Raw genomic sequence first — 19170 nt, 5'->3', positions numbered from 1 at the left:
ACCTTTCATGAAGTTAATACACATTCGCAACTTCAGCATTATCGCTCACATAGACCACGGCAAGTCCACCCTTGCCGACAGACTGCTTGAAATTACCGGTACGATAGAAAAGCGAAAGATGCGGGAGCAGGTGCTCGATAACATGGAACTTGAACGGGAACGGGGGATTACCATCAAAATGCAACCCGTTCGGATGAATTACTCGTTTGAGGGGAATAAATACACACTTAATCTGATTGACACGCCGGGGCATATTGATTTTTCTTATGAAGTGTCCCGCGCGTTGCGCGCTGTCGAGGGGTGCCTATTACTCGTCGATTCAACCCAAGGCGTTCAGGCGCAAACCCTGACAACCCTTAATATGGCGCGCGAGCTTGGCCTCACTATTATCCCCGTCTTAAGTAAAATAGATTCTCCGCTTTCGCGCCGTGCGGCGGTAAAAGAGGAAATCGTAACGCTTCTTCAATGTACCGAGAGTGATATCGTGGAAACGTCGGGTAAGACGGGCGAAGGCGTTGAAACGCTCGTCCAAACAATTATCGCCCGCGTACCGCCTCCAAAAAAAGAAATCGAAACGGAAGTTTTCCGCTCGTTGGTGTTTGATTTTTCTTATTCCAATCATAAGGGAATCATTGTCTACATGCGTGTGATGAACGGGGAAGTCAAAAAGGGCGATGTCCTTATATTTAAAGGAGCAAAACGAAAATTTACCGCCCTTGAAGTGGGCTTCTTTTCCCCGGAAGAAACTCCGGTTGACGCTCTCGTGTCCGGGGAAATCGGCTACATCGTGACAGGAATCAAAGAATCGGGCTTTGCTTCCGTTGGCGATACGGTGTCGGATATTTCCGATTCCCACGCGCCGCTTTCGGGCTATATGAACCCGAATCCGGTTGTGTGGGCCTCCGTATATCCCGAAAGTCAGGACGATTTCGCGCTGCTTAAGCAGTCCCTCGGAAAATTACGTCTTTCCGACGCCTCCTTTTCCTATGAAGAAGAATCTTCCGGAGCGCTCGGCAGGGGTTTCCGCTGTGGTTTCCTTGGGATGCTTCACCTTGAAATTATTACGGAGCGCCTTCACCGCGAGTTTAACTTGAATCTCGTCGTGACAACCCCGAGCATTACATATCATGTGCTCTTAAGAAACGGCAAAGAAGTCACTATTTATTCGCCGGCATTTTTCCCTGAGCATGGTGAGATTGTCAAAATCAACGAACCGTGGGTGGAAGTTAAAATTTTTACCCCAAGCGAGTATCTTGGTGCCATTATACAAATTCTTTATGGCTATGAAGCCGAGGTGGGGGAAACGGAATCTTTTGGAGATAAACGTGTTTCTCTTACCATTCATATGCCTCTTCGGGAACTGATGCGGAATTTTTTTGACCAGATAAAAACCGTTTCTTCTGGTTTTGCTTCCATGTCTTATATTATTGGTGAAATGCGGGAAGCGGATGTCGTACGGCTCGACATGCTCGTTGCCGACGAAATAGTTCCCGCATTTACCCGTGTCGTTGCCAGACGAACTGTCGAGGAAGAGGGGAAAAAGGCGGTGGAAAGACTTTCAGAAATTCTTCCTCGTCAGATGTTTGTCACAAAAATTCAAGCCCAGGCAATGGGGAGAATTGTTTCTTCCCATACGCTTTCCGCTATGAAAAAAGACGTCACTGCAAAACTCTCGGGAGGCGACATCAGCCGCAAGAAGAAATTGTGGGAAAAACAAAAGAAAGGGAAAAAAGCGATGCTTGAACGGCGCGCCAAAATAAACATTCCCCACGAAGTCTTCCTCAAAATGATGAGGGCTGATTAGTAGAAAATAGGGGTATAGAGAAGTACCATACTGACAATAATCAGGGCCGCAAGAACAATCCATGTTACTTCTATTACCCGTCTGTGTTTTTTCTTGAAAAGCATACTTTTCGTATAATGGTACTATAGTAGCATCTGTATGCCCTCTTTGGAACAAAAAAGAAAACGCCAAAAACGAATTCGCCCCTTGTCTTTTTTTGTTTCCCTTGGCCTTATTATTGTCGCAATAGCCTCGTTTAACGGTCTTTTTGACATATATCGCAAATACCTTGAAAGCAGCAAAAGTCTTGTTCAAACCGAACGGGAATTGGAGACTCTCAAAAACAGGGAAATGGAGCTCAAAGAAAATCTAGACCGCCTCTCAACCCAAAGAGGAGTTGAGGAGGAAATCAGGGAAAAGTTTAGCGTGGCAAAAGACGGCGAAATGATGGCGCTTATTGTTGAATCGAAGACCAGACCCAAAAGCGAAGATGTCAGTGGGGAAAATTGGATATTGCGCTGGATAAAGGAAATCCAGGATAGTTTTACCCCTTGACGGATATGTTATAATGGGGCTCTTACGAGTTAAAAACCGATTTTCATGAAGAACGTAACTATTTATTCAACTCCCACGTGCGTATATTGCAAAATGGCGAAAGAATTCTTTAAAGAAAACAATGTCACTTACACGGAATATGACGTGGCAGCCGACCTGCAAAAACGGCAGGAAATGGTTGAGAAAACCGGGCAGCTAGGGGTGCCTGTGATACAAGTTGAAAATACCGTAATGGTTGGCTTCAGCAAAGAAAAACTCAGCCAAGCACTTGGTCTCTAATTTTACGGCCACAAAATCCGCCTCCAGGCGGATTTTCCCTTTTATGCCCCCAGCAAGAATCGGTCACAGGTCTTTTTCTACTGAAAAAGCCTGCGACCCCACCTCGCAATGTCATGCTCCGGTTTTCGATTCCTGGACCAAATAAAACTAACCTGCATAAAGCAGGTGTTTTTATTCGGTGCCCCCAGCAGGAATCGAACCCACAATTACCCCTTAGGACGGGGTCGTTATATCCATTTAACTATGGGAGCAATACAAACAAAATATAGCATAAAAAAAGAAAAAACCGCCCTAAACTACAGGGCGGTTTTACCGTGGCTGGTTTGATGAGCGGGGTAGGGAGTCAGGCAAAGAACTTCAATAAGCTTTTCGTGAATATCGTATTTATTTTTAACATAATAGTCACAACCGACGTCAAGAAGATCCTGCCTAAATTTACCTGAAAGTGCAATAATTGGTCCTGAAAAAGTTTCTCTATATTTTTGCACAAGGTCCAGTGTATTTGCTGGAGCCGCCCACACCTCTTCATTAGTACGTGGTAATCCATCTTCTATACGGCCATCCATGGCAATAGCAACGATGTCAGGATGGTCGTAAAAAACTTTTTCTGCTTCCTCAATAGATGAAGCGAAAAGGGGGGTAAACCGGGGATCCAGCGGAAAAACCAAATTTCGAAGCATCCCCAAAAGGGTAGGGTCATCCTCAACGATTAGCACTTTTAAAGCCATTTTCTCGCCTCCTTTCGTCCAAACATATTCGATTTTCAAAGACTAAGCTAAGTATAACATGGGTTTTTGGGGCTTTTTTGCTATAATTACACTTGTGGACCCTGAAGATAAACGAATGCTTAAAAAGACCCTGGAGCTTGCGGAAAGCAACAATAAAATGCTTAAAAAGCTCCACGGAGACCTTGTGTGGCGAAAAATATGGTCTGCAGTATACTGGGTGTTTGTTTTGGGCCTTTCTTTGGGCTTATATTATTACCTTCAGCCCGTTTTGGACTCCTTGACACACACATATCAAAGTCTTACGGGTCAGGTTGCCGACATCAATCAGTTGTTTGACTCCGTACTTAAAAAACGTTAGAAATATATAGTTTCCCAACCTCCAATCAGAGGGAGGGAGATTGAAAATTAAATTTTGTTCCTCACTTGCCGAGATAAGCAAAGCTTTTCTCGGCGTCGCTCGGAACTGAAGAAAATGTTAACATTCTCTTTGTTCCTCACTTGCCGAGATAGCTCAGTTGGTAGAGCATGCGCCTGAAGAGCGCGGGGTCGCCGGTTCAAATCCGGCTCTCGGCACAAGATATAAAACACGTAGCCTCTGCTACGTTGTTTTTGCTTAAACCCAAAAAGAGTAAATTGACACATTTAATTATTTATGCCATTATCCTAATCAGAAAATTTGGTTAAATAAAAACGTTGCTTTGAAAAAGGAGAGTTCTCGTGAATATCCTAAAATGGTTTGGAATGCAACAAAATCACTCAACTGTTGAGACAAAGATAGGATTAATATCGGAGGCGGTTGACTGGGAAATCTTTGAAGGAGGTTTCCGTCGAAAAGACAAGTCTCTCTTTGAGGCAAATCTTGTATTAACTCGCGAGCAGAACGGACGGATATATGACAAAGTTTTTTTGCGTCCGGTTAATGGTGAAAAGACTCACGGAGTAATTATTCTTGCAGTCTCTTTGTCAAAAAAAATCCTGGTTCAGGCCAAAGCCGAGCCGGGAAATATGCATGCGAAGGGTCATGTGCTTTTAGCCCCTTCAGTTCAGTCAAGTCACTGGGCACTTAAAAGAAACACTGTGCCTTTGGCGGAATTGGTTGGCTGTGTTCCAAAAGTGCGCGCGTTTATTCCACAGGACGGAGGAATGTTCTACGGAAAGGTAAACGAGTACCGAATTATTGTCCTCGACAGTGAAATTTTCCACCCGGAAAATTACCGATGGGTAACCGAAGAAGAAATCTCGCAACTTGCGTCTGAAGAGAAGGTTAATGACCACTTGTTCCAGGCGCTCGGACTGTTGCACCTGCATCGCGGATGTATAAATGCACCATAATCCAAAATGTATAAAAGGCTGTCTCAAACTTTGAGCAGCCTTTTTTTATAGTGAAGTGGTTTTTTGTTATAATTAACACGATGAATATAATAGAAAAATTTGATTACGCCAGTATAGAGTTTCTCAAAAAAGCCAGCATCCCATTCGCTCGATTTGCCATTTTTATTATTTATTTTTGGTTTGGTATTCTCAAAATTTTTGATACAAGCGCAGCGATTCCGTTGGTTGAAAAACTTATGGAGAAAACATTCTTGGCTTCGTTGATGACTCCCGAGACATTTCTCGTCATTTTCTCAATCTACGAAATGGCAATTGGTATTCTTTTCCTGATTCCCCGTTTACAACGTCCCGCAATTTTACTTTTCTCACTTCACATGGTGATGACCGGTATGCCTCTTGTACTTCTTACGGAGACCAGTTGGCAAAGTTTCTTAACGCCGACACTTGAAGGTCAGTACATCATCAAAAATCTCTCTCTTATCGCGCTAGTTGCGTTTATCGGAAGCAGACTTACTCCTCTCAAAGATAAATAAAAAAACCGCCTTCCGGCGGTTTTTGATTTTTCTTAAGAAGTACTACGGACCCGGAGTTTCGTCTGCTTGTCTTTATTGATTTTGGGGAGTCTGACAATCAGAAGCCCATGCCTTTCAATAGCTTCCGCTCCTTCAACGTCAACTTCCTGTGGAAGAATTACTGTCCTTGAAAAAGAGCCCCAGTACAGTTCTTTGTGGTAGTAATCATCGTCTTCAACAACGCGTTCATTTTCACGCTTGCCTTTTATCGTTACCATATCCCTCGTGATATCAATATCCAAATCTTCCGGTTTGACCCCGGCTACCATTGTTTTAATGACTATTTCCGAGGCTGTCTGATACACATCAACAGTTAACTGTCCGTCTCCGCTTTCTTCTTCCATCCAACTTCCATTTTCTTTTTTGGCGGGTTTTTTGTGTCCGTTTTCCTCCTCTATAAATTCATCCGCATCCGTCGTATCAAGACGAACCGAGCCGGTAAGACGTTCAAAAAAGGATCGTTTTTCTTTTGGCATATCGTTTGGTTAAGTTTTATACGCGCGGATGCGTTTAATTCTCTGGAAAAGCCACATAAGCAGTATAATTGCGGCCCACACAAAGGAGAAAACGGTAAATATGTGAATTCCTTCGCTCTCAATTATAAACAAGTTGAAAGCCGCATGCAACACAACTGCAAAGAAGATACCCCAACTAACGGCGATACGGCGTGTTCGGGAATTTTTATAAAATGAAAATGCAAGGAAAATACCGATTGTTGCCGAGGCAACGGTATGCAAAAGAGTTGCCCCGATAAAACGCATACTTCCGGCGACAACACCCGTTGCGATGTCATTTTCAAACAGGGGATTGATAAGGAAAAATGCATTCTCAAGAGCCGAAAAACCCAATGCGGTCGTAATAAGATAAATTACTTCATCAATCGGCTCGTCGGTTACTTTTTTTGAAAGAGCGACAAAGTAGCACGCCCCGAATTTCAGCACTTCTTCGGTGAGTGCCCACAGGGAAAAGAGAATAACGGAAGAATTGGCGAAAAATTTGTAGATAGCGAGTTCGATAGGCAAGACAAGCGGAACAACAAGCATTCCAGCAAGAAAGGCGAGGGAAATCATTCCCTTGGGTTCCGGATGTCTTCGGTCTTCACGAAGCCAGAACAAAAGCCAAACAACAGCGGGAAGAATTCCACCACCGAGCGCAAGCATAAAAGCGTTTATATTATCCATACTTCTACATAACAGGCCATCGTCTGACCATTAATATGTCTTTATTTCCCAAACACTCCCATATTTCTTCCGTTACAAAGGGCATAAACGGATGTAATAACACAAGCGACGTGCCCAAAATTGACCGGAGCATCCGTTTTGTTGAATTTTTTTCTTTGTCATTTCCTTCACGAAGGCGCGCTTTACTGCTTTCAATGACAATATCGGCGAATTGGTGCCATAAATAATGGTACAGTTTTTCAGCCGCGAGATAAAATCTGAAACTCTCCATGTCTGCCGTGATATCCCGCGTCATCTTTTCAAAATCGGCCAGTGTATCCTTATCCCCCTGTTCCAACTCAATATTTTCCGCACTGTCGGTGTCTTTTGTATTTTCATGCACGAAACGGGCAACATTCCACATTTTATTCGCAAAATGTTTGTATCCTTTTATTTTTTCTTCGGAAATCCGCATATCGGTTCCGGGGGTATTCCCGACAATAAGGGTCATTCGTCCCGCGTCACTCCCGAATTTCTCGGCGATGTCAATCGGGTCAATTCCGTTCCCCAGGGACTTTGACATTTTCCTTCCTTGACTGTCACGCACCGTTCCGTGGAGATATATCGTGTGAAATGGGATATCCCCAAGCACATAGCCGGTCATCAAAATCATTCTCGCTACCCAGAAAAACAAAATTTCATACCCTGTCTCAAGTACGTCTGTCGGATGGTATATTTTCAAATCCTCGGTCTTGTCGGGCCAGCCAAGCGTTGAAAAAGTCCATAAACTTGAGGAAAACCATGTATCAAGGGTGTCCGGGTCTTGCTCCCAGCCTTCGCCCTTTGGGGCTTCCATACCGCAGAAAATTTCTTCCTTTCGGTACCATACGGGAATACGATGCCCGAACCATATCTGACGACTGATACACCAGTCTCCAAGGTTATCAATCCAATGGAAATACGTTTTATCAAAATAGTCAGGAATGATTTTTATAGCACCGCTTTCAACCGCGGTTCTCATTATTTTCTTCAAAGTGGTTTTACTTCCAGAGGCTATGCCGGGAATACGGGATTCCGGAATAGTAAACTCTTTGTTTACATCAATAAACCACTGCAATTTTGGAAGAGGTTCTATAGTCCCACCGCTTCTTTGTGCAGTCGAGAGATTCAGTGTGTTGTCTTCTTCTTTTTCTAACAACCCTTCCTGTCTGAGTTTGTCGACAATCATCGCTCTCGCTTCAAGTGTTTTCTTGTTCTGAAATTCTCCTTCAGTCGTTATTTTTGCATACTCGTTGATTACCTGAAGCATGGGCAACTTATGTCGCTCCGCAATTTCCCAGTCGGTCATGCTGTGCGCCGGAGTTATACCGACGGCTCCGGTCCCAAATTGCGGGTCCACAGTTTCATCGGCTATAACCCGTATTGAAAGCGGCGTGCCGACAAAGTTTACATTGAATGTTTGTCCGACATATTCTTTATAACGCGCATCATCGGGATGCACGGCAACGGCAACATCTCCCAATTTTGTTTCCGGCCGGGTTGTGGCGATTGAAATAGGGAAGTCTTTTGAATACCGAAACGTGTACAACTTTCCTTTCGTTTCCGTGTGCTCCACCTCATCGTCGGAAACGGTTGTCTGTCCTTTAGGGTCCCAGTTGACGACGCGGAAACCGCGGTAAATCAAACCGTCGTCATACATTTTTTTGAAAACCGTTTTCACTGCCTGATTTCTTTTTTCATCAAGCGTGTACGCCTCTCTTTTCCAGTCGCACGAAGCCCCCATTGTTTTTATTTGGGAAACGATTGTGTCGTGGCTTTCTTTTGCGAACTGTTCCACCTTTGAAAGAAATACTTCGCGGCCAAGGTTATGTCGTGTTTTACCCTCTTTCTTATATATACCCTTTTCAACTTTTGTTTGTGTGGCGATAGCCGCGTGGTCGGTACCGGGAAGCCATAGAGTTTTCAGCCCCCTCATGCGTTTGTAGCGCACCATAATATCCTCAAGTGTGAGCATTAATGCGTGGCCCATGTGAAGTACCCCCGTGACATTGGGAGGCGGCATTATAACGGTAAAGGACTTTGCGTCCGACGGTATTATGCCTCTTTCAACACAAATATCAGGATTAAAAAATCCGCTCTTTTCCCATTTTTCATATATTCTTTTCTCCGTTTCTTTCGGGCTGAAAGGCTTTAAAAACTTATTGTCCATTCACTTTAATATATCACTTTTTTATCCGTTTTAATAATATTCTGGCTCTATAAAAGGCTTTCCTGCGAGTAGAAACCGACAGTTTTGTATAAAGGACATTTTTTACGATTTTACAAGCACTAAAATGTCTTTTACAAAATACCCTTTCTTTTCAATGACTTTTACAGTAGTCTGGGAAGCAATCTAAAGGACATTTTTTGTGTATAGGACAAATTTAATAATACGGCTCTATATAAGGATTTTCCAAACTCGTAACTTTTTGATTCAATTTGACAATTGGGGAAAAATGATTAGTGTTGTAAAACAATTATCAAACCAACCACTTCTCGGTTATTTGGAGACGGGAGGCGGCCACAATTATTAAAAAGGAAGCATAACTATTATGAAAAACACATCTCTTGTAACGAAAGCTTTTCTACTCTTGGCTTTCCTCTCTATGGGAACCGGGCAGACGCTTGCGAGCAATTACAGTCATGACGACGGCTCTATCACGGTCTGTAAAATGATTGTTGATAACGAGGGAACGATTGCCACAAGTTCACAAGGACTGCCTTCAGGCTCTTTCTCCATCACGATTTCCAAGGGAGAAACAGCGACTTCCTCATCTTTCCTTCAGACAGTTACGTTTGATGCTTCCACGTTCACTCCAAGTAAGGAAATAATTTTAAACGAAAATGATGCCGAGTGCGTAACAATCAGCAATCTTGACGAAAACGCTTCCTATTTTTACAGCGAAGAAATAGTTACGGGTACCGATTGGATATCAAAAAAATATAACGACCAGGTAAATACCACAGTTAACTCACTTAATAACTTTTTCTCATACAGTCCCGAGTTATGGAATACCGACCTGTCCGACGATGAATCCCGAAACACGGATGCCGATGGACACATTGTATTGACTGAAGGCCGCCCCAATCGAACTGTCGTTATTTTAAACGCATATCAGGCGCAGACTCCTCCTCAAATTCCGACACCTTTCTGTCCTTTTTCTCCTGCAACCGATAGGACCATAATCAATTTTGATGGGGGTAAAATTCGCTCCGACCAAACTCTTGCCGATTCCATGAAGAGCGAGTCCGTTTCTCTTTCTGCGGGTACATACGATATCAATCTTGTCGCGTTTGACGCCTATGCCGATCGTGTGAACGTAAGTCAGCCACAAGAATCATGGCACCTTAATCTCAAAAATGGTTCCACAGATGTTCTTGTAACGGGAGGAACTCCCGATCTTGCGGATAATATTATTGCCGCAACCTCGACGCTTCTCGTATCGGACGCGGTGCTTGCTGATTCAGTAGATACGGCAATCGCAGTTCATGATGTATACCCCGATAACACAAGTCCTAACAGTGTAGTCCCGGTGTGTGTTGTCTTTGATAAAAAATCAGAACCTTCTCAACCTAAAGTAAACATTACTGCCTCAAAAATTGTCTGCGATGCGGAATCCGATTTACCGAACTGGAGCGGAGAGAATCTGACTATAGCGACTTCCACCGCGTCCGACTTTGTCGCCAATAACCCGAATTGTCACTTGGAATCGGGATGGGAATTCCAGTGGGGATATGGAGATAAATCAGGGCAAGATGGTGTTGACGGTCTTTCAGGCGCATTCATTGGAGAAGCCGATGGCAGCGAGGGAACAAATACCGACACAGGAAGTGCCTTTAACGAATGGAAAACATTTGGTCCGACCGACCAAAACGGAATTACTTCCGTTGAAATCACAGACCTTATGGGCTCTTCAAGAATTTGGATTCGCGAAGTTCTCAAGGACGGATACATTCCTTTCACATATAACTACGACAGCAACACGGCGCCCGGAAGCGATGAAAGCGCCGAGATGTGGTGTTACAGCGACGTCTTAAACTATGACAACTTTGATTTTATCGATAATCCTCAACTGGGACAGACATATCACTGTGTTGCCTTGAACGCGTTAAAAACTCCTGTACAGAACCCTGTATGTTCCGACGGTTTGGATAATGATGGCGACACGAGAACGGACTCTGCCGATGCGGCCTGTCACACCGACGGTGACCCGAACAACCCGAACACCTATGACCCCAATGGAAATACCGAAAACAGCAAACCGGTTATCACCGTTACGGGAGACAACCCGTTTGAAATGATTCTTAACGGCATCTTTGCCGACCCGGGAGCTACGGCTCTTGATGAAGAAGACGGAGATATCACCGCGGACATTGTTCCAGGCGGAACCGTTACGACTACAATTGTCGGTTCATACGCAATTACGTATGACGTGACCGACTCGGGAGGATTGTCTGCGGACCAAAAAACTCGAACGGTTAATGTCAATTTACCCGCAAATCCCGGCACAATTAACGTTTGTAAGGTAATCGTTGACCAAGTCAATACGATTGCAACGACATCCTCTGGACTTCCTGCCGGTCTTTTCTCAATCAAATTTGCTTCAACGACTGATTTCTCTGCAGACATACTCCAGACTGTTTCATGGGACGCTTCAACATTTTCTCCGAACAGAAATATCATTCTCAATGACGATGATGCGCAGTGCGTAACTATCAATAATCTTTCTTTAGGCAATTACTACTACTCGGAAGAATTGATTTCCGGCGCAGGCGCGTGGGCGACAACCACAAAATACAATGACCAGGATGTTTCTTCGGTCAACAACGTTTTCGATTTCTTTGTTTATGACAACGCATTGTTTACCGCAACAACGACTGATGATGCCGGCAGAAACACAAGCGCCGACGGACAGATTGTATTGTCTGCCGGAAACTACGACAGAACGCTTGTTATTCTCAACAAATACGACACAACCATACTTCCGCAATGTTCCGATACGCAGGACAATGACGGTGACCAGAAAATAGATTCACAGGACCCCGCGTGTCACACTGACGGAAACCCTGATAATCCCGAAACATATGACCCTGAAATAGATACCGAAAACAGCAAACCGGTCATCACTTTACTTGGGGAAAATCCCGTTTCATTTATTGCCGGCAGCGGTTACTCCGATGCGGGAGCAACGGCGAATGACGACGAGGATGGTGATATCACCATAAACATTGTTGTTGGCGGAAGCGTCAACGCGGGAAGTGTTGGCTCATACACCCTTACCTACGATGTATCGGATTCCGACGGTCTTGCCGCAGACCAGGTAACGCGAACAGTTAACGTAACTTCCGGCGGAGGAGGTGGCGGAGGCTGTACATCAAACTGTGGCGGAGGCGGAGGAGGCAGCCCGACTCCACCGGGCAATGGTCCGATTACACCGATTTCAACACCAACTACACCAACCTTTGGCGGAAGTTGTTATTATCTCTTTGACTTCCTTAAACAAGGTGAAAATAACAATCCCGTTGAAGTGCGAAAACTGCAAGTCTTTCTTAATGGATTTGAGGGGGAAAACCTTGAAGTGAACGGATTCTTTGACGATGCAACATTTGCCGCGGTATCACGATTCCAGAACAAATATGAGGGGGACATCTTGACCCCATGGGGTCATACGGCTCCGACCGGATACGTATATATTTTGACCAAAAAGAAAGTAAATGAAATTTACTGTCAGTCCGCTTTCCCCGTGACTTCTCTCGAGCAGACTGAAATCGATTCATTCAGAGCATTTCTCGCCTCTCTTGCGGGTGCCGGTGTGATTACCGAAAGTGAAGCGGGCGGAACCGTTCCTCCGTTTGGAAACATCAATCCTTCCGAAGTTGAAGGTGGTGTCATAGTTCCCGGAGAAGTAGGTCTCGGTCCTTCAACCGGTTCAGTTGTCGGAGTTGGAGCTTCCAATGAAACTGCAACAACGACGAACAACCAAGGCGGAGGTTTCGGTCTTCAGACCCAAATCTATCTTGCCAACCTTGCCGCCGCGGCATTCACACTGCCTGAAAATATTCCCGACGCATTTATCTGTTTCTTCACGCTCCTTCTTACACTTGTCGTTGTCTATATCGTCTCAACACTTGTCGCAAACGGCACAACGAGAGGCATGACAAGACAGCAAATGCGAATCAGAAAAATCACTTACTTTATTGCGGGCACTCTCATTGCCTTTGTTGGGGGAGTCATTCTAAAAATCTACTGTCTCATTATTCCCTTGCTTGTTGTGATTTTTGCTCTTGCAGCCCTACTTCTCTGGCACAACAACAAGGGGGACAAGAAAATTTCTGTCACCACGACAAATGTCGGGGGGATGAAGAAATACGAAGCCCCCAAAACGGAAGTAAAGAAAGAAATAACGGAAGTAAAGAAAGAAGAAAAGAAACCGACACCAATCATTCTTCCGCCGAAAACCGACGCTAAAGAGCCTCTCTTTCCGAATCTCACAGGCAAGTCTGACCAGAATAATCAGAAGAAAGAAGAAGAGAAAAAACAATAAAGAAAAACCCGCCGATGAGGCGGGTTTTGTTAAGTTCCAATTTTTTATCTTCCAGTTAGAGCGAAAATTTACTTTTCAAAAATCTTGCGGAGCATGAGGAAGGTGTGAGGAAGCGAATACATGGAGCTTCCGCAAGACTCATTGTGAGCTTTTCGAAGAAAAGATCCAACGAGTGGACAGCTCCTGTAAGGAGCAGAGAAAAATCCAGCAGGATTTTATCGTGTTTTTGAAAAGTAAATTTGAGCAGGTTTTGTTATCCTAACCTCAAGTTTCCGAATGCTTTGACGGTAACTTTCTTTTTAAGAATTTCCGGTTTGTTTTTTATTTTGATGAATCCTGCCATGGCAATCATAAGCGCGTTGTCTCCCGTAAGCCGCATTTGAGGAATGCGCAGTTCCACTCCTTGTGTTTTGGCAAGTGTGCCGACTGCGCGACGCAGGGCAGTATTTGCAATAACACCCCCTCCGACAATCAGCGTTTTCGGCGCATACGTTTCAAGGGCTTTTTTTGTTTTTGAAATCAACACATCAATGACTGCATCTTCAAATTCCCGGGCTATCGTTTGCCGTGCATTGGCATCCAAGATTTTAAGGCCTTTGATTTTGTATAGAACAGCTGTTTTTAATCCCGCGAATGAAAAATTAAGATTGCCCGAGTTTTTCATGGGGCGGGGGAGTTTGTACTCTTGCGAGACATCAACGGCCTTTCTATGTGCCTCGGCAAGCTGGGAAATTTGCGGTCCGCCCGGATAGGGAAGTTCAAGCATTCTCGCTACTTTATCAAACGCTTCACCGGCGGCGTCATCGACTGTTTCCCCGATGACCTCATACATTTCCCATTTTTTTGAAAAAATAAGTTCGGTATGTCCGCCCGAAACAAGTAATGCGAGAACGGGAAATTTTACCGGAACCGTCTCCCCTTTTTTCTCACCAAAAAGAACGGAAGCCAAATGTCCCTCCATGTGATTTACGGGGACAACGGGGATATCCCACACAACCCCAAGTGCTTGTGCGAAATTGACGCCGACCCACAATGCGGGCTCAAGCCCCGGCCCATAGGTGACAGCAATGGCATCAATATCGGGACGGGCGACGGTCGGCACATATGAAAGGAACTTGGAAAGCAATTCCGTTTCGCGTTCAAGAGTTTTTATCAGTTTTCGCGCGGTGGCGGGTTTGAAAACATCTTTCGCGGGCTTTGAAAGTCCGGCTTCTTCAAGGGTGCGCGCGAGCATCGGCACGAGATTTTTCTGGTGTTCACGCTGGGCAAGATGGGGGAATACTCCACCATATTTCTGGTGGATGCTCATTTGAGAAAGAATAGAAAAGGCGCGCACCTTAAAGCGGGGCTTATTTACATTCCCTGTTGCGTCAATAATTGAAAGCGACGTTTCGTCGCAACTCGTTTCGATTCCCAGAATGCGCATTTGTTTTACCTTATCATTTCCCCATATTGAGAGCAAAAAGCCCCCGACTGTAAAAAAGTCGAGGGCTTATTTTATTGCCTAGCACAGCGAGGGTAATACAAAAGTTATTACTTTTGTATTACCGAGCAAGCGACGACAACAAAGGGGTTAATACCCCGCCCCTTGGGGCGGGAAAGAGTGAGCGAAGCGAACACCCAAACGGGTGCAAGGCCTGCCCTGCGGTTTAATATCCTTTATTGCGTAACAAGGTTTCGAAGGTCAGGAAGCGTTTTTACGATGCAGTGTTTAGGAACGCCGGCATCCAGAAATGCTTTTCTTCCGAGTACCCCGCAGGTCGTGGCAATAAACGTTACTCCCGCGTTTCGTGCCGTATTGAGGTCGGGGAACCAGTCTCCGACAAATGCCGCATACTCTTTCTTTATTCCAACAGCTTCAAGAATGGAATGTACGCATCTGGGGTCGGGTTTTGAATATTTTCCCGGGACACTCCTTACAGCAAAGAGTTTCTCATCAATACCGGCTTGCGTGAGTTTCCGAGATAACGACTCATGATTATTTCTGGTACAAATGGCAAGCACCACGCCTTCCGTATGGAGCCACCACAGAAACTCGTTTACTCCGTCATACGTCTCGTATACGTATTCTTTTTCTTTTTTCCGGAATGCGGCAACAACACGAGAGATTTCTTCTTTATTAAAACTTGGCCACATTGACCGTACATCATCCTTAAAACGTGAATGAAACGGGAATTCTCCTTTTCTGGCCTTTTTAAAATACGAAGTCACATTTTCAACAGGCATTCCGAATTCTTTTGCAACTTCTTTGGCCAGTCGAATAATGTGAGTGAATTTTGTCAGTACTCCGTCCACATCCAATATGAGGAGGGATATTTCTTGTCCAAAGATTTTCACGATGACCTCCTTTTTTGTTTGCTTATGTGTAAAGTTCGTCTGAAGAGAAAATAGCATTTACAAAATATATGCGCAAGCAAGTATGGGTGCAGGGCTTGCCCTGCGGTTTAATATCCTTTATTTTCGGCGCTTTCGCTTTTACTATGCCTCATAGTTGTCGTATTATGAGGGTGATGTTTACCACCAATATCGTTCTCTTGATTTTCGGGTTAGTGTTCATCTTTTTCTACTGGATATTCAACTTTATCGTTTTTTACCACTTAACCCGTTTTGGCATAGGGGTGCGGCCAAAACGATACGCCGCAACTTTTCTTTTTGGTTCCGTGATTTTGTTCTGCGTGAGTGTCTTGTTTTTCTTGAATATGGCCGCTTCCAGTCCTCAAAATCAAACAGCCGTTATTCTTAAAAATATTTTTCCCTATCTTAGTCGTTGATATGAAATCTTTTCTTTCAATTTTCAAAGAGTCAACAAATTCCTTTGATGGTCAGGAAGACGGAGAAAAAGTCCTTCTTCTTTTGCGCCGTCACCCTTTCATTTTCGCGTTGGAGTTGAGTTTTTATACGATTCTTATTCTTTTGCCGATAGCGATTGGCATGATTTTCTCTTCCGTCCTGTATTCATACAATGTTTTTCCCCTCTTTCTCTTTGTGGCAAGCGTCTACTTTCTTTTTATCTGGTGCGGCATTATGTATTCTTTTACCCTCTATGCCCTTAATGTCTGGATTATCACTGACAGACGAGTCATAGAGAATGCTCAAAAAGGGCTGTTCAATAGGGTGGTTTCCGAACTGCGCCTATCCAAAGTACAAGATGTTACCGTTCAAACGGAGGGTGTCATGCAAACATTTCTCAATTTCGGAAATCTCTATGTGCAAACTGCGGGGAAAGAAGAGCGATTCAAATTTATTCAAATTCCCAATCCTGAAAAAGCGAAAGATGAAATTATGAACCTTATTCCTCACGGTAGTCCGTCTTCCCCGTAAAATTCTTTTAGAAAATAGCACACGACACAATTAATCCCGCTTTTGCGGGATTAATTGTGGACGCTAATTAGAAAACCTTCTCTCCGAACGCTTTCCATCGTTTCATAAGGTGAAGCGCGGACACGATGTAGAGAATGCCAACGATGACGAAGAGAAAATAATTTGAAGAAATTGACATACCGATATTAATGCCCACAATTCCGGTAATTCCCAAATTAAAGCCGGAGACAACGCTCACGAAAAATGCGACGAGGTCCATTTTGTCTTTCCCTCCAAATATCATTTTATTGTTTTTAATGAAACGGTAGAGAAGGTAGGCGGAAGCGACCCCGGAAATTATCCAGGCGATCAGAAGAAGGAAACCGACAAGACCAAGGAGGAAGATGGGGGTGATTTTAAGAATCGGGGGATATCCGCCGATAAAAAGAGCAAGGGCGGCGATGAATAACCGGGCTTGCGACCACATGAAGCTGTATTTTTCGAGCTTATGCGGTTCCATGCATTCTTTGAGATTCATATTATATTAAATTATTTATAATTTTTTAATCAACCTTTGAGTTCTATTCTGGTGGGCGATAGAGGGCTCGAACCTCTGACCTCGTCAATGTCAATGACGCGCTCTAACCAGACTGAGCTAATCGCCCGATAAAAATAGACTACCACAAAAATCTATCTGGGCGGAGGGGAAGAGATTTGAACTCTTGATCCAGTTTCCCGGATGCCGGTTTTCGAAACCGGTGCCTTCAACCTCTCAGCCACTCTTCCAGTTCAATACGCCATCCGGGTGGCGTATTCAGGTTGCGCTAGAAATATAGCATTTTTTGCCGTATGACGCCAAAAGTGTTATGATTTTCCCGTTCTTACGGCCCTATCGTCTATCGGTTAGGACACAAGCTTTTCAAGCTTGGAAGCCGGGTTCGATTCCCGGTGGGGTCATTGCACCAGTTTTTAGGTATATAATTAATTCATTAGAATTTATTAAAAAATATGGAAGTAAACATCAATCTTTGGGCAGTTATTGTGGCTGCTATTGCCTCGATGGCTGTGGGGTTCGTGTGGTATGGGGTCCTCTTTAAGAAGTCGTGGATGCAACTTATGGGCATTACGGCTGAGAGTATGAAGGGCGTGAAGATGACCGCGAACAAAGCCTACCTCATACAATTCATCGCCTCGCTTGTGATGGCATACTCGTTTCAAAGAATCCTTTACAATTTACAGGGATTTCCTACAGTTGATATCTCGAATGGAGGAATCTTCGGAATTACATTTCTGATTTGGCTTGGCTTTGTTGCGCCTATCACTCTCGGAGTAGTGCTCTGGGAAGGCAAGTCGTGGAAGCTTTGGTTTATCAATGCCTCAAACTACCTCGTCGCGCTCATAGTGATGGGTGTGATTCTTGCCCTCTGGCAGTAAATAGTGCGCGGTGAGGGACTTGAACCCCCGGCATCCTCAACGTCAATGAGGCGCTCTACCAACTGAGCTAACCGCGCATGCCTGGGTATATTATCAAACTCCCGGTTTTCTATCAAAAATTAAGAGAATCTTAGGCAGTTCGTCTTTATTATTAGAGCTCTAGACAAGGCATTGTCAATGTGCTAAAGTCCGAGACGGAGAAGGTTATTGAACATATTTAGGAGGTGAGCGCCATGCGCTTCAAATTGTTTCTAATAGTGGCTCTGCTTGTTGGTGTTTTTGCTCCGGAAGCCTTGGGGCAAGCGAAGGCCGTTACGAAAAGGCCGGTAACCAAGCAGGAGCTTTCCGACATGATCAGGGCAAATAACCATGCAGATCTGAACACGACCGGGGATATAATAGCGGCTTCAGCTAAGCAATACTTCGGTATCGTTGCTGACCGTGACAGCCTGGCCGACATGATTCTACTTATGGAGGAGAGGCCTTGTCCGCCTGGTGCGCATCAGTTTGCGAACGTTCGGGCAGACGGAACCATTGGCCGAGTAGGGAAGGCAAGAAACTGCCGGCAGGGTGAGACGTTGCTGTACTGGGACAACAAACCCTTCGCGTCACTAAACTGCGGCAATTGGGCGCTCGATTCAGTAGGTCCTGGATCTGGCGGCGTAGCGGGCAATTCGCAGATATTCGTACAGATGCCCGAGCGGCAACATGTCACAATAGACGACTGGCCGGCCTTGTCGGTCCAGCACTACTTTCCGGAGCCGCTTACATTGGACAACCAGGTAAGCGGGGAGCTAACGCTCAACATCCCACAGCTCGACCGCATTGCGGCCAAGCTTGAGAGACGCAAGTCATCAGCATGGCCGTGGATAGTAGGTGGAGCATTGGTGACTGCGGCAGGCGTTGGTACATACTGTGCAATCAAGGGTGATTGCATCAGAATCGTTGCGCGTTCAACGAGTTCGTCGAGCCTCGCCATCAAGTTCTAAAACGGCCACAGTTGTTCGCCTAGTGCCCACAATGGCGACGTGGCCCGGGCCCTGCATTCGAAAGGATGTAGGGCTTTTTCTTGCCCATTAAGCTCTCAGATATAAATATATGTCCTCAAGCGCTTTTACAGCATCTCCTGCGGCAATATTGTTCTGGTGGTATGGTGCATCAGTGGAGTCTCCGGCCGCCCAGAGGCCGTCTACTGCCGTTCTTTGTGTTCTTAGGTCTACAGGTATCTGTTTGTAGTCGTTTAATGCCACAAGACCTTCAGCAAAGCTTGTATTGGGCACCAAGCCTATCTCGACAAAGATGCCTGTAGCAGCAAGCCCCCTCTCCTCTGTGCTAACTAGATCTTTATAAACAAGAGAGCTGACGAACTTCTCGCCCTTTACTTCAACTGGCTCGGCATTCTTAAGAGCCTTCATGTTTGGGTGAGAGAGCACCTTCTCTACC

General features: G+C 44.9%; 19 protein-coding genes and 6 tRNA genes. 13 read left to right on the top strand and 12 right to left on the bottom strand.

The features are described 5' to 3' along the window. Positions 1 to 7 precede the first annotated feature (7 nt). The 3 genes from lepA to Q8O71_01015 all read left to right on the top strand — a co-directional run bounded on the left by lepA (position 8) and on the right by Q8O71_01015 (position 2617). On the top strand, positions 8 to 1804 hold the full coding sequence (gene lepA, locus Q8O71_01025; GenBank protein ID MDP2704965.1) for a translation elongation factor 4: 1797 nt from the start codon (positions 8 to 10) through the stop codon (positions 1802 to 1804). A 138-nt stretch (positions 1805 to 1942) separates the two neighbouring features. Next, positions 1943 to 2338, top strand: coding sequence for a septum formation initiator family protein (locus Q8O71_01020; GenBank protein MDP2704964.1), 396 nt, complete (start codon positions 1943 to 1945; stop codon positions 2336 to 2338). A gap of 45 nt (positions 2339 to 2383) precedes the next feature. After that, on the top strand, positions 2384 to 2617 hold the full coding sequence (locus Q8O71_01015) for a glutaredoxin family protein (GenBank protein MDP2704963.1): 234 nt from the start codon (positions 2384 to 2386) through the stop codon (positions 2615 to 2617). Positions 2618 to 2796: 179 nt separating this feature from the next. Here the strand turns inward: Q8O71_01015 and Q8O71_01010 are convergent. Together Q8O71_01010 and Q8O71_01005 are read right to left on the bottom strand one after the other, a co-directional pair. Beyond that, a tRNA-Arg gene (locus tag Q8O71_01010) sits at positions 2797 to 2868 on the bottom strand. Positions 2869 to 2913: 45 nt separating this feature from the next. Continuing rightward, positions 2914 to 3345 carry a response regulator gene (locus Q8O71_01005; protein MDP2704962.1) on the bottom strand — a complete coding sequence of 144 codons (432 nt, stop codon included), beginning with the start codon at positions 3343 to 3345 and terminating at the stop codon, positions 2914 to 2916. 94 nt (positions 3346 to 3439) lie between these two features. On the opposite strand from Q8O71_01005, the gene Q8O71_01000 reads away from it, so the two are divergent. From Q8O71_01000 to Q8O71_00985, 4 genes are all read left to right on the top strand, one after another. Continuing rightward, the gene (locus tag Q8O71_01000) at positions 3440 to 3703 is read left to right on the top strand and encodes a hypothetical protein (protein MDP2704961.1); all 264 of its coding nucleotides are present in this window, start codon (positions 3440 to 3442) and stop codon (positions 3701 to 3703) included. Between the two features lie 142 nt (positions 3704 to 3845). Beyond that, positions 3846 to 3918, top strand: a tRNA-Phe gene (locus Q8O71_00995). Positions 3919 to 4062: 144 nt separating this feature from the next. Continuing rightward, positions 4063 to 4677, top strand: coding sequence for an NDP-hexose 2,3-dehydratase family protein (locus tag Q8O71_00990; GenBank protein MDP2704960.1), 615 nt, complete (start codon positions 4063 to 4065; stop codon positions 4675 to 4677). 80 nt (positions 4678 to 4757) lie between these two features. Continuing rightward, entirely contained in the window at positions 4758 to 5210 is a 453-nt protein-coding gene (locus tag Q8O71_00985; protein MDP2704959.1) for a hypothetical protein, read from the top strand. A 32-nt stretch (positions 5211 to 5242) separates the two neighbouring features. Here the strand turns inward: Q8O71_00985 and Q8O71_00980 are convergent, their stop codons facing one another. Genes Q8O71_00980 through Q8O71_00970 form a run of 3 tightly spaced genes read right to left on the bottom strand, consistent with a single transcriptional unit; the run spans position 5243 to position 8618 of the window. After that, positions 5243 to 5725, bottom strand: coding sequence for an Hsp20/alpha crystallin family protein (locus tag Q8O71_00980; protein MDP2704958.1), 483 nt, complete (start codon positions 5723 to 5725; stop codon positions 5243 to 5245). A gap of 9 nt (positions 5726 to 5734) precedes the next feature. Further along, a complete protein-coding gene (locus Q8O71_00975; protein MDP2704957.1) occupies positions 5735 to 6430 on the bottom strand; it encodes a PrsW family glutamic-type intramembrane protease in 696 nt (231 codons plus the stop codon). A gap of 4 nt (positions 6431 to 6434) precedes the next feature. Next, on the bottom strand, positions 6435 to 8618 hold the full coding sequence (locus Q8O71_00970) for a valine--tRNA ligase (protein MDP2704956.1): 2184 nt from the start codon (positions 8616 to 8618) through the stop codon (positions 6435 to 6437). 382 nt (positions 8619 to 9000) lie between these two features. Between Q8O71_00970 and Q8O71_00965 the strand changes: the two genes are divergently transcribed. Next, positions 9001 to 12993 carry a DUF5011 domain-containing protein gene (locus Q8O71_00965; GenBank protein ID MDP2704955.1) on the top strand — a complete coding sequence of 1331 codons (3993 nt, stop codon included), beginning with the start codon at positions 9001 to 9003 and terminating at the stop codon, positions 12991 to 12993. 253 nt (positions 12994 to 13246) lie between these two features. Here Q8O71_00965 and tsaD read toward each other — a convergent pair whose 3' ends face one another. Further along, on the bottom strand, positions 13247 to 14419 hold the full coding sequence (gene tsaD, locus Q8O71_00960; GenBank protein MDP2704954.1) for a tRNA (adenosine(37)-N6)-threonylcarbamoyltransferase complex transferase subunit TsaD: 1173 nt from the start codon (positions 14417 to 14419) through the stop codon (positions 13247 to 13249). 233 nt (positions 14420 to 14652) lie between these two features. Further along, positions 14653 to 15330: an HAD-IA family hydrolase gene (locus tag Q8O71_00955; GenBank protein MDP2704953.1), complete on the bottom strand. Its 678-nt coding sequence runs from the start codon at positions 15328 to 15330 to the stop codon at positions 14653 to 14655. A 173-nt stretch (positions 15331 to 15503) separates the two neighbouring features. Between Q8O71_00955 and Q8O71_00950 the strand changes: the two genes are divergently transcribed. Both Q8O71_00950 and Q8O71_00945 read left to right on the top strand, forming a co-directional pair. Continuing rightward, a complete protein-coding gene (locus tag Q8O71_00950) occupies positions 15504 to 15764 on the top strand; it encodes a hypothetical protein (protein ID MDP2704952.1) in 261 nt (86 codons plus the stop codon). A gap of 1 nt (position 15765) precedes the next feature. Beyond that, positions 15766 to 16314 carry a PH domain-containing protein gene (locus Q8O71_00945; GenBank protein MDP2704951.1) on the top strand — a complete coding sequence of 183 codons (549 nt, stop codon included), beginning with the start codon at positions 15766 to 15768 and terminating at the stop codon, positions 16312 to 16314. 67 nt (positions 16315 to 16381) lie between these two features. Here the strand turns inward: Q8O71_00945 and Q8O71_00940 are convergent, their stop codons facing one another. The 3 genes from Q8O71_00940 to Q8O71_00930 all read right to left on the bottom strand — a co-directional run bounded on the left by Q8O71_00940 (position 16382) and on the right by Q8O71_00930 (position 17079). Continuing rightward, positions 16382 to 16831, bottom strand: coding sequence for a hypothetical protein (locus tag Q8O71_00940; protein ID MDP2704950.1), 450 nt, complete (start codon positions 16829 to 16831; stop codon positions 16382 to 16384). A gap of 49 nt (positions 16832 to 16880) precedes the next feature. Next, positions 16881 to 16958 (bottom strand) — tRNA-Val (locus tag Q8O71_00935). Between the two features lie 34 nt (positions 16959 to 16992). Further along, positions 16993 to 17079: transfer RNA gene (locus Q8O71_00930), tRNA-Ser, on the bottom strand. 99 nt (positions 17080 to 17178) lie between these two features. On the opposite strand from Q8O71_00930, the gene Q8O71_00925 reads away from it, so the two are divergent. After that, a tRNA-Glu gene (locus tag Q8O71_00925) sits at positions 17179 to 17250 on the top strand. Positions 17251 to 17301: 51 nt separating this feature from the next. Further along, positions 17302 to 17727, top strand: coding sequence for a DUF1761 domain-containing protein (locus Q8O71_00920; protein ID MDP2704949.1), 426 nt, complete (start codon positions 17302 to 17304; stop codon positions 17725 to 17727). 4 nt (positions 17728 to 17731) lie between these two features. Here Q8O71_00920 and Q8O71_00915 read toward each other — a convergent pair. Further along, positions 17732 to 17804, bottom strand: a tRNA-Val gene (locus tag Q8O71_00915). A gap of 615 nt (positions 17805 to 18419) precedes the next feature. Between Q8O71_00915 and Q8O71_00910 the strand changes: the two genes are divergently transcribed. Continuing rightward, on the top strand, positions 18420 to 18716 hold the full coding sequence (locus Q8O71_00910; GenBank protein ID MDP2704948.1) for a hypothetical protein: 297 nt from the start codon (positions 18420 to 18422) through the stop codon (positions 18714 to 18716). A gap of 87 nt (positions 18717 to 18803) precedes the next feature. On the opposite strand, the gene Q8O71_00905 is transcribed toward Q8O71_00910, so the two are convergent. Then, positions 18804 to 19170: FAD-dependent oxidoreductase (locus Q8O71_00905; GenBank protein ID MDP2704947.1), on the bottom strand; the 367-nt coding region annotated here is incomplete at its 5' end.

This window comes from bacterium (assembly GCA_030690305.1).
Lineage (GTDB): Bacteria > Patescibacteriota > Minisyncoccia > Phycocordibacterales > JAGLPS01 > JBBUCK01.
This window is presented reverse-complemented; position numbering and strand designations above follow the sequence as displayed.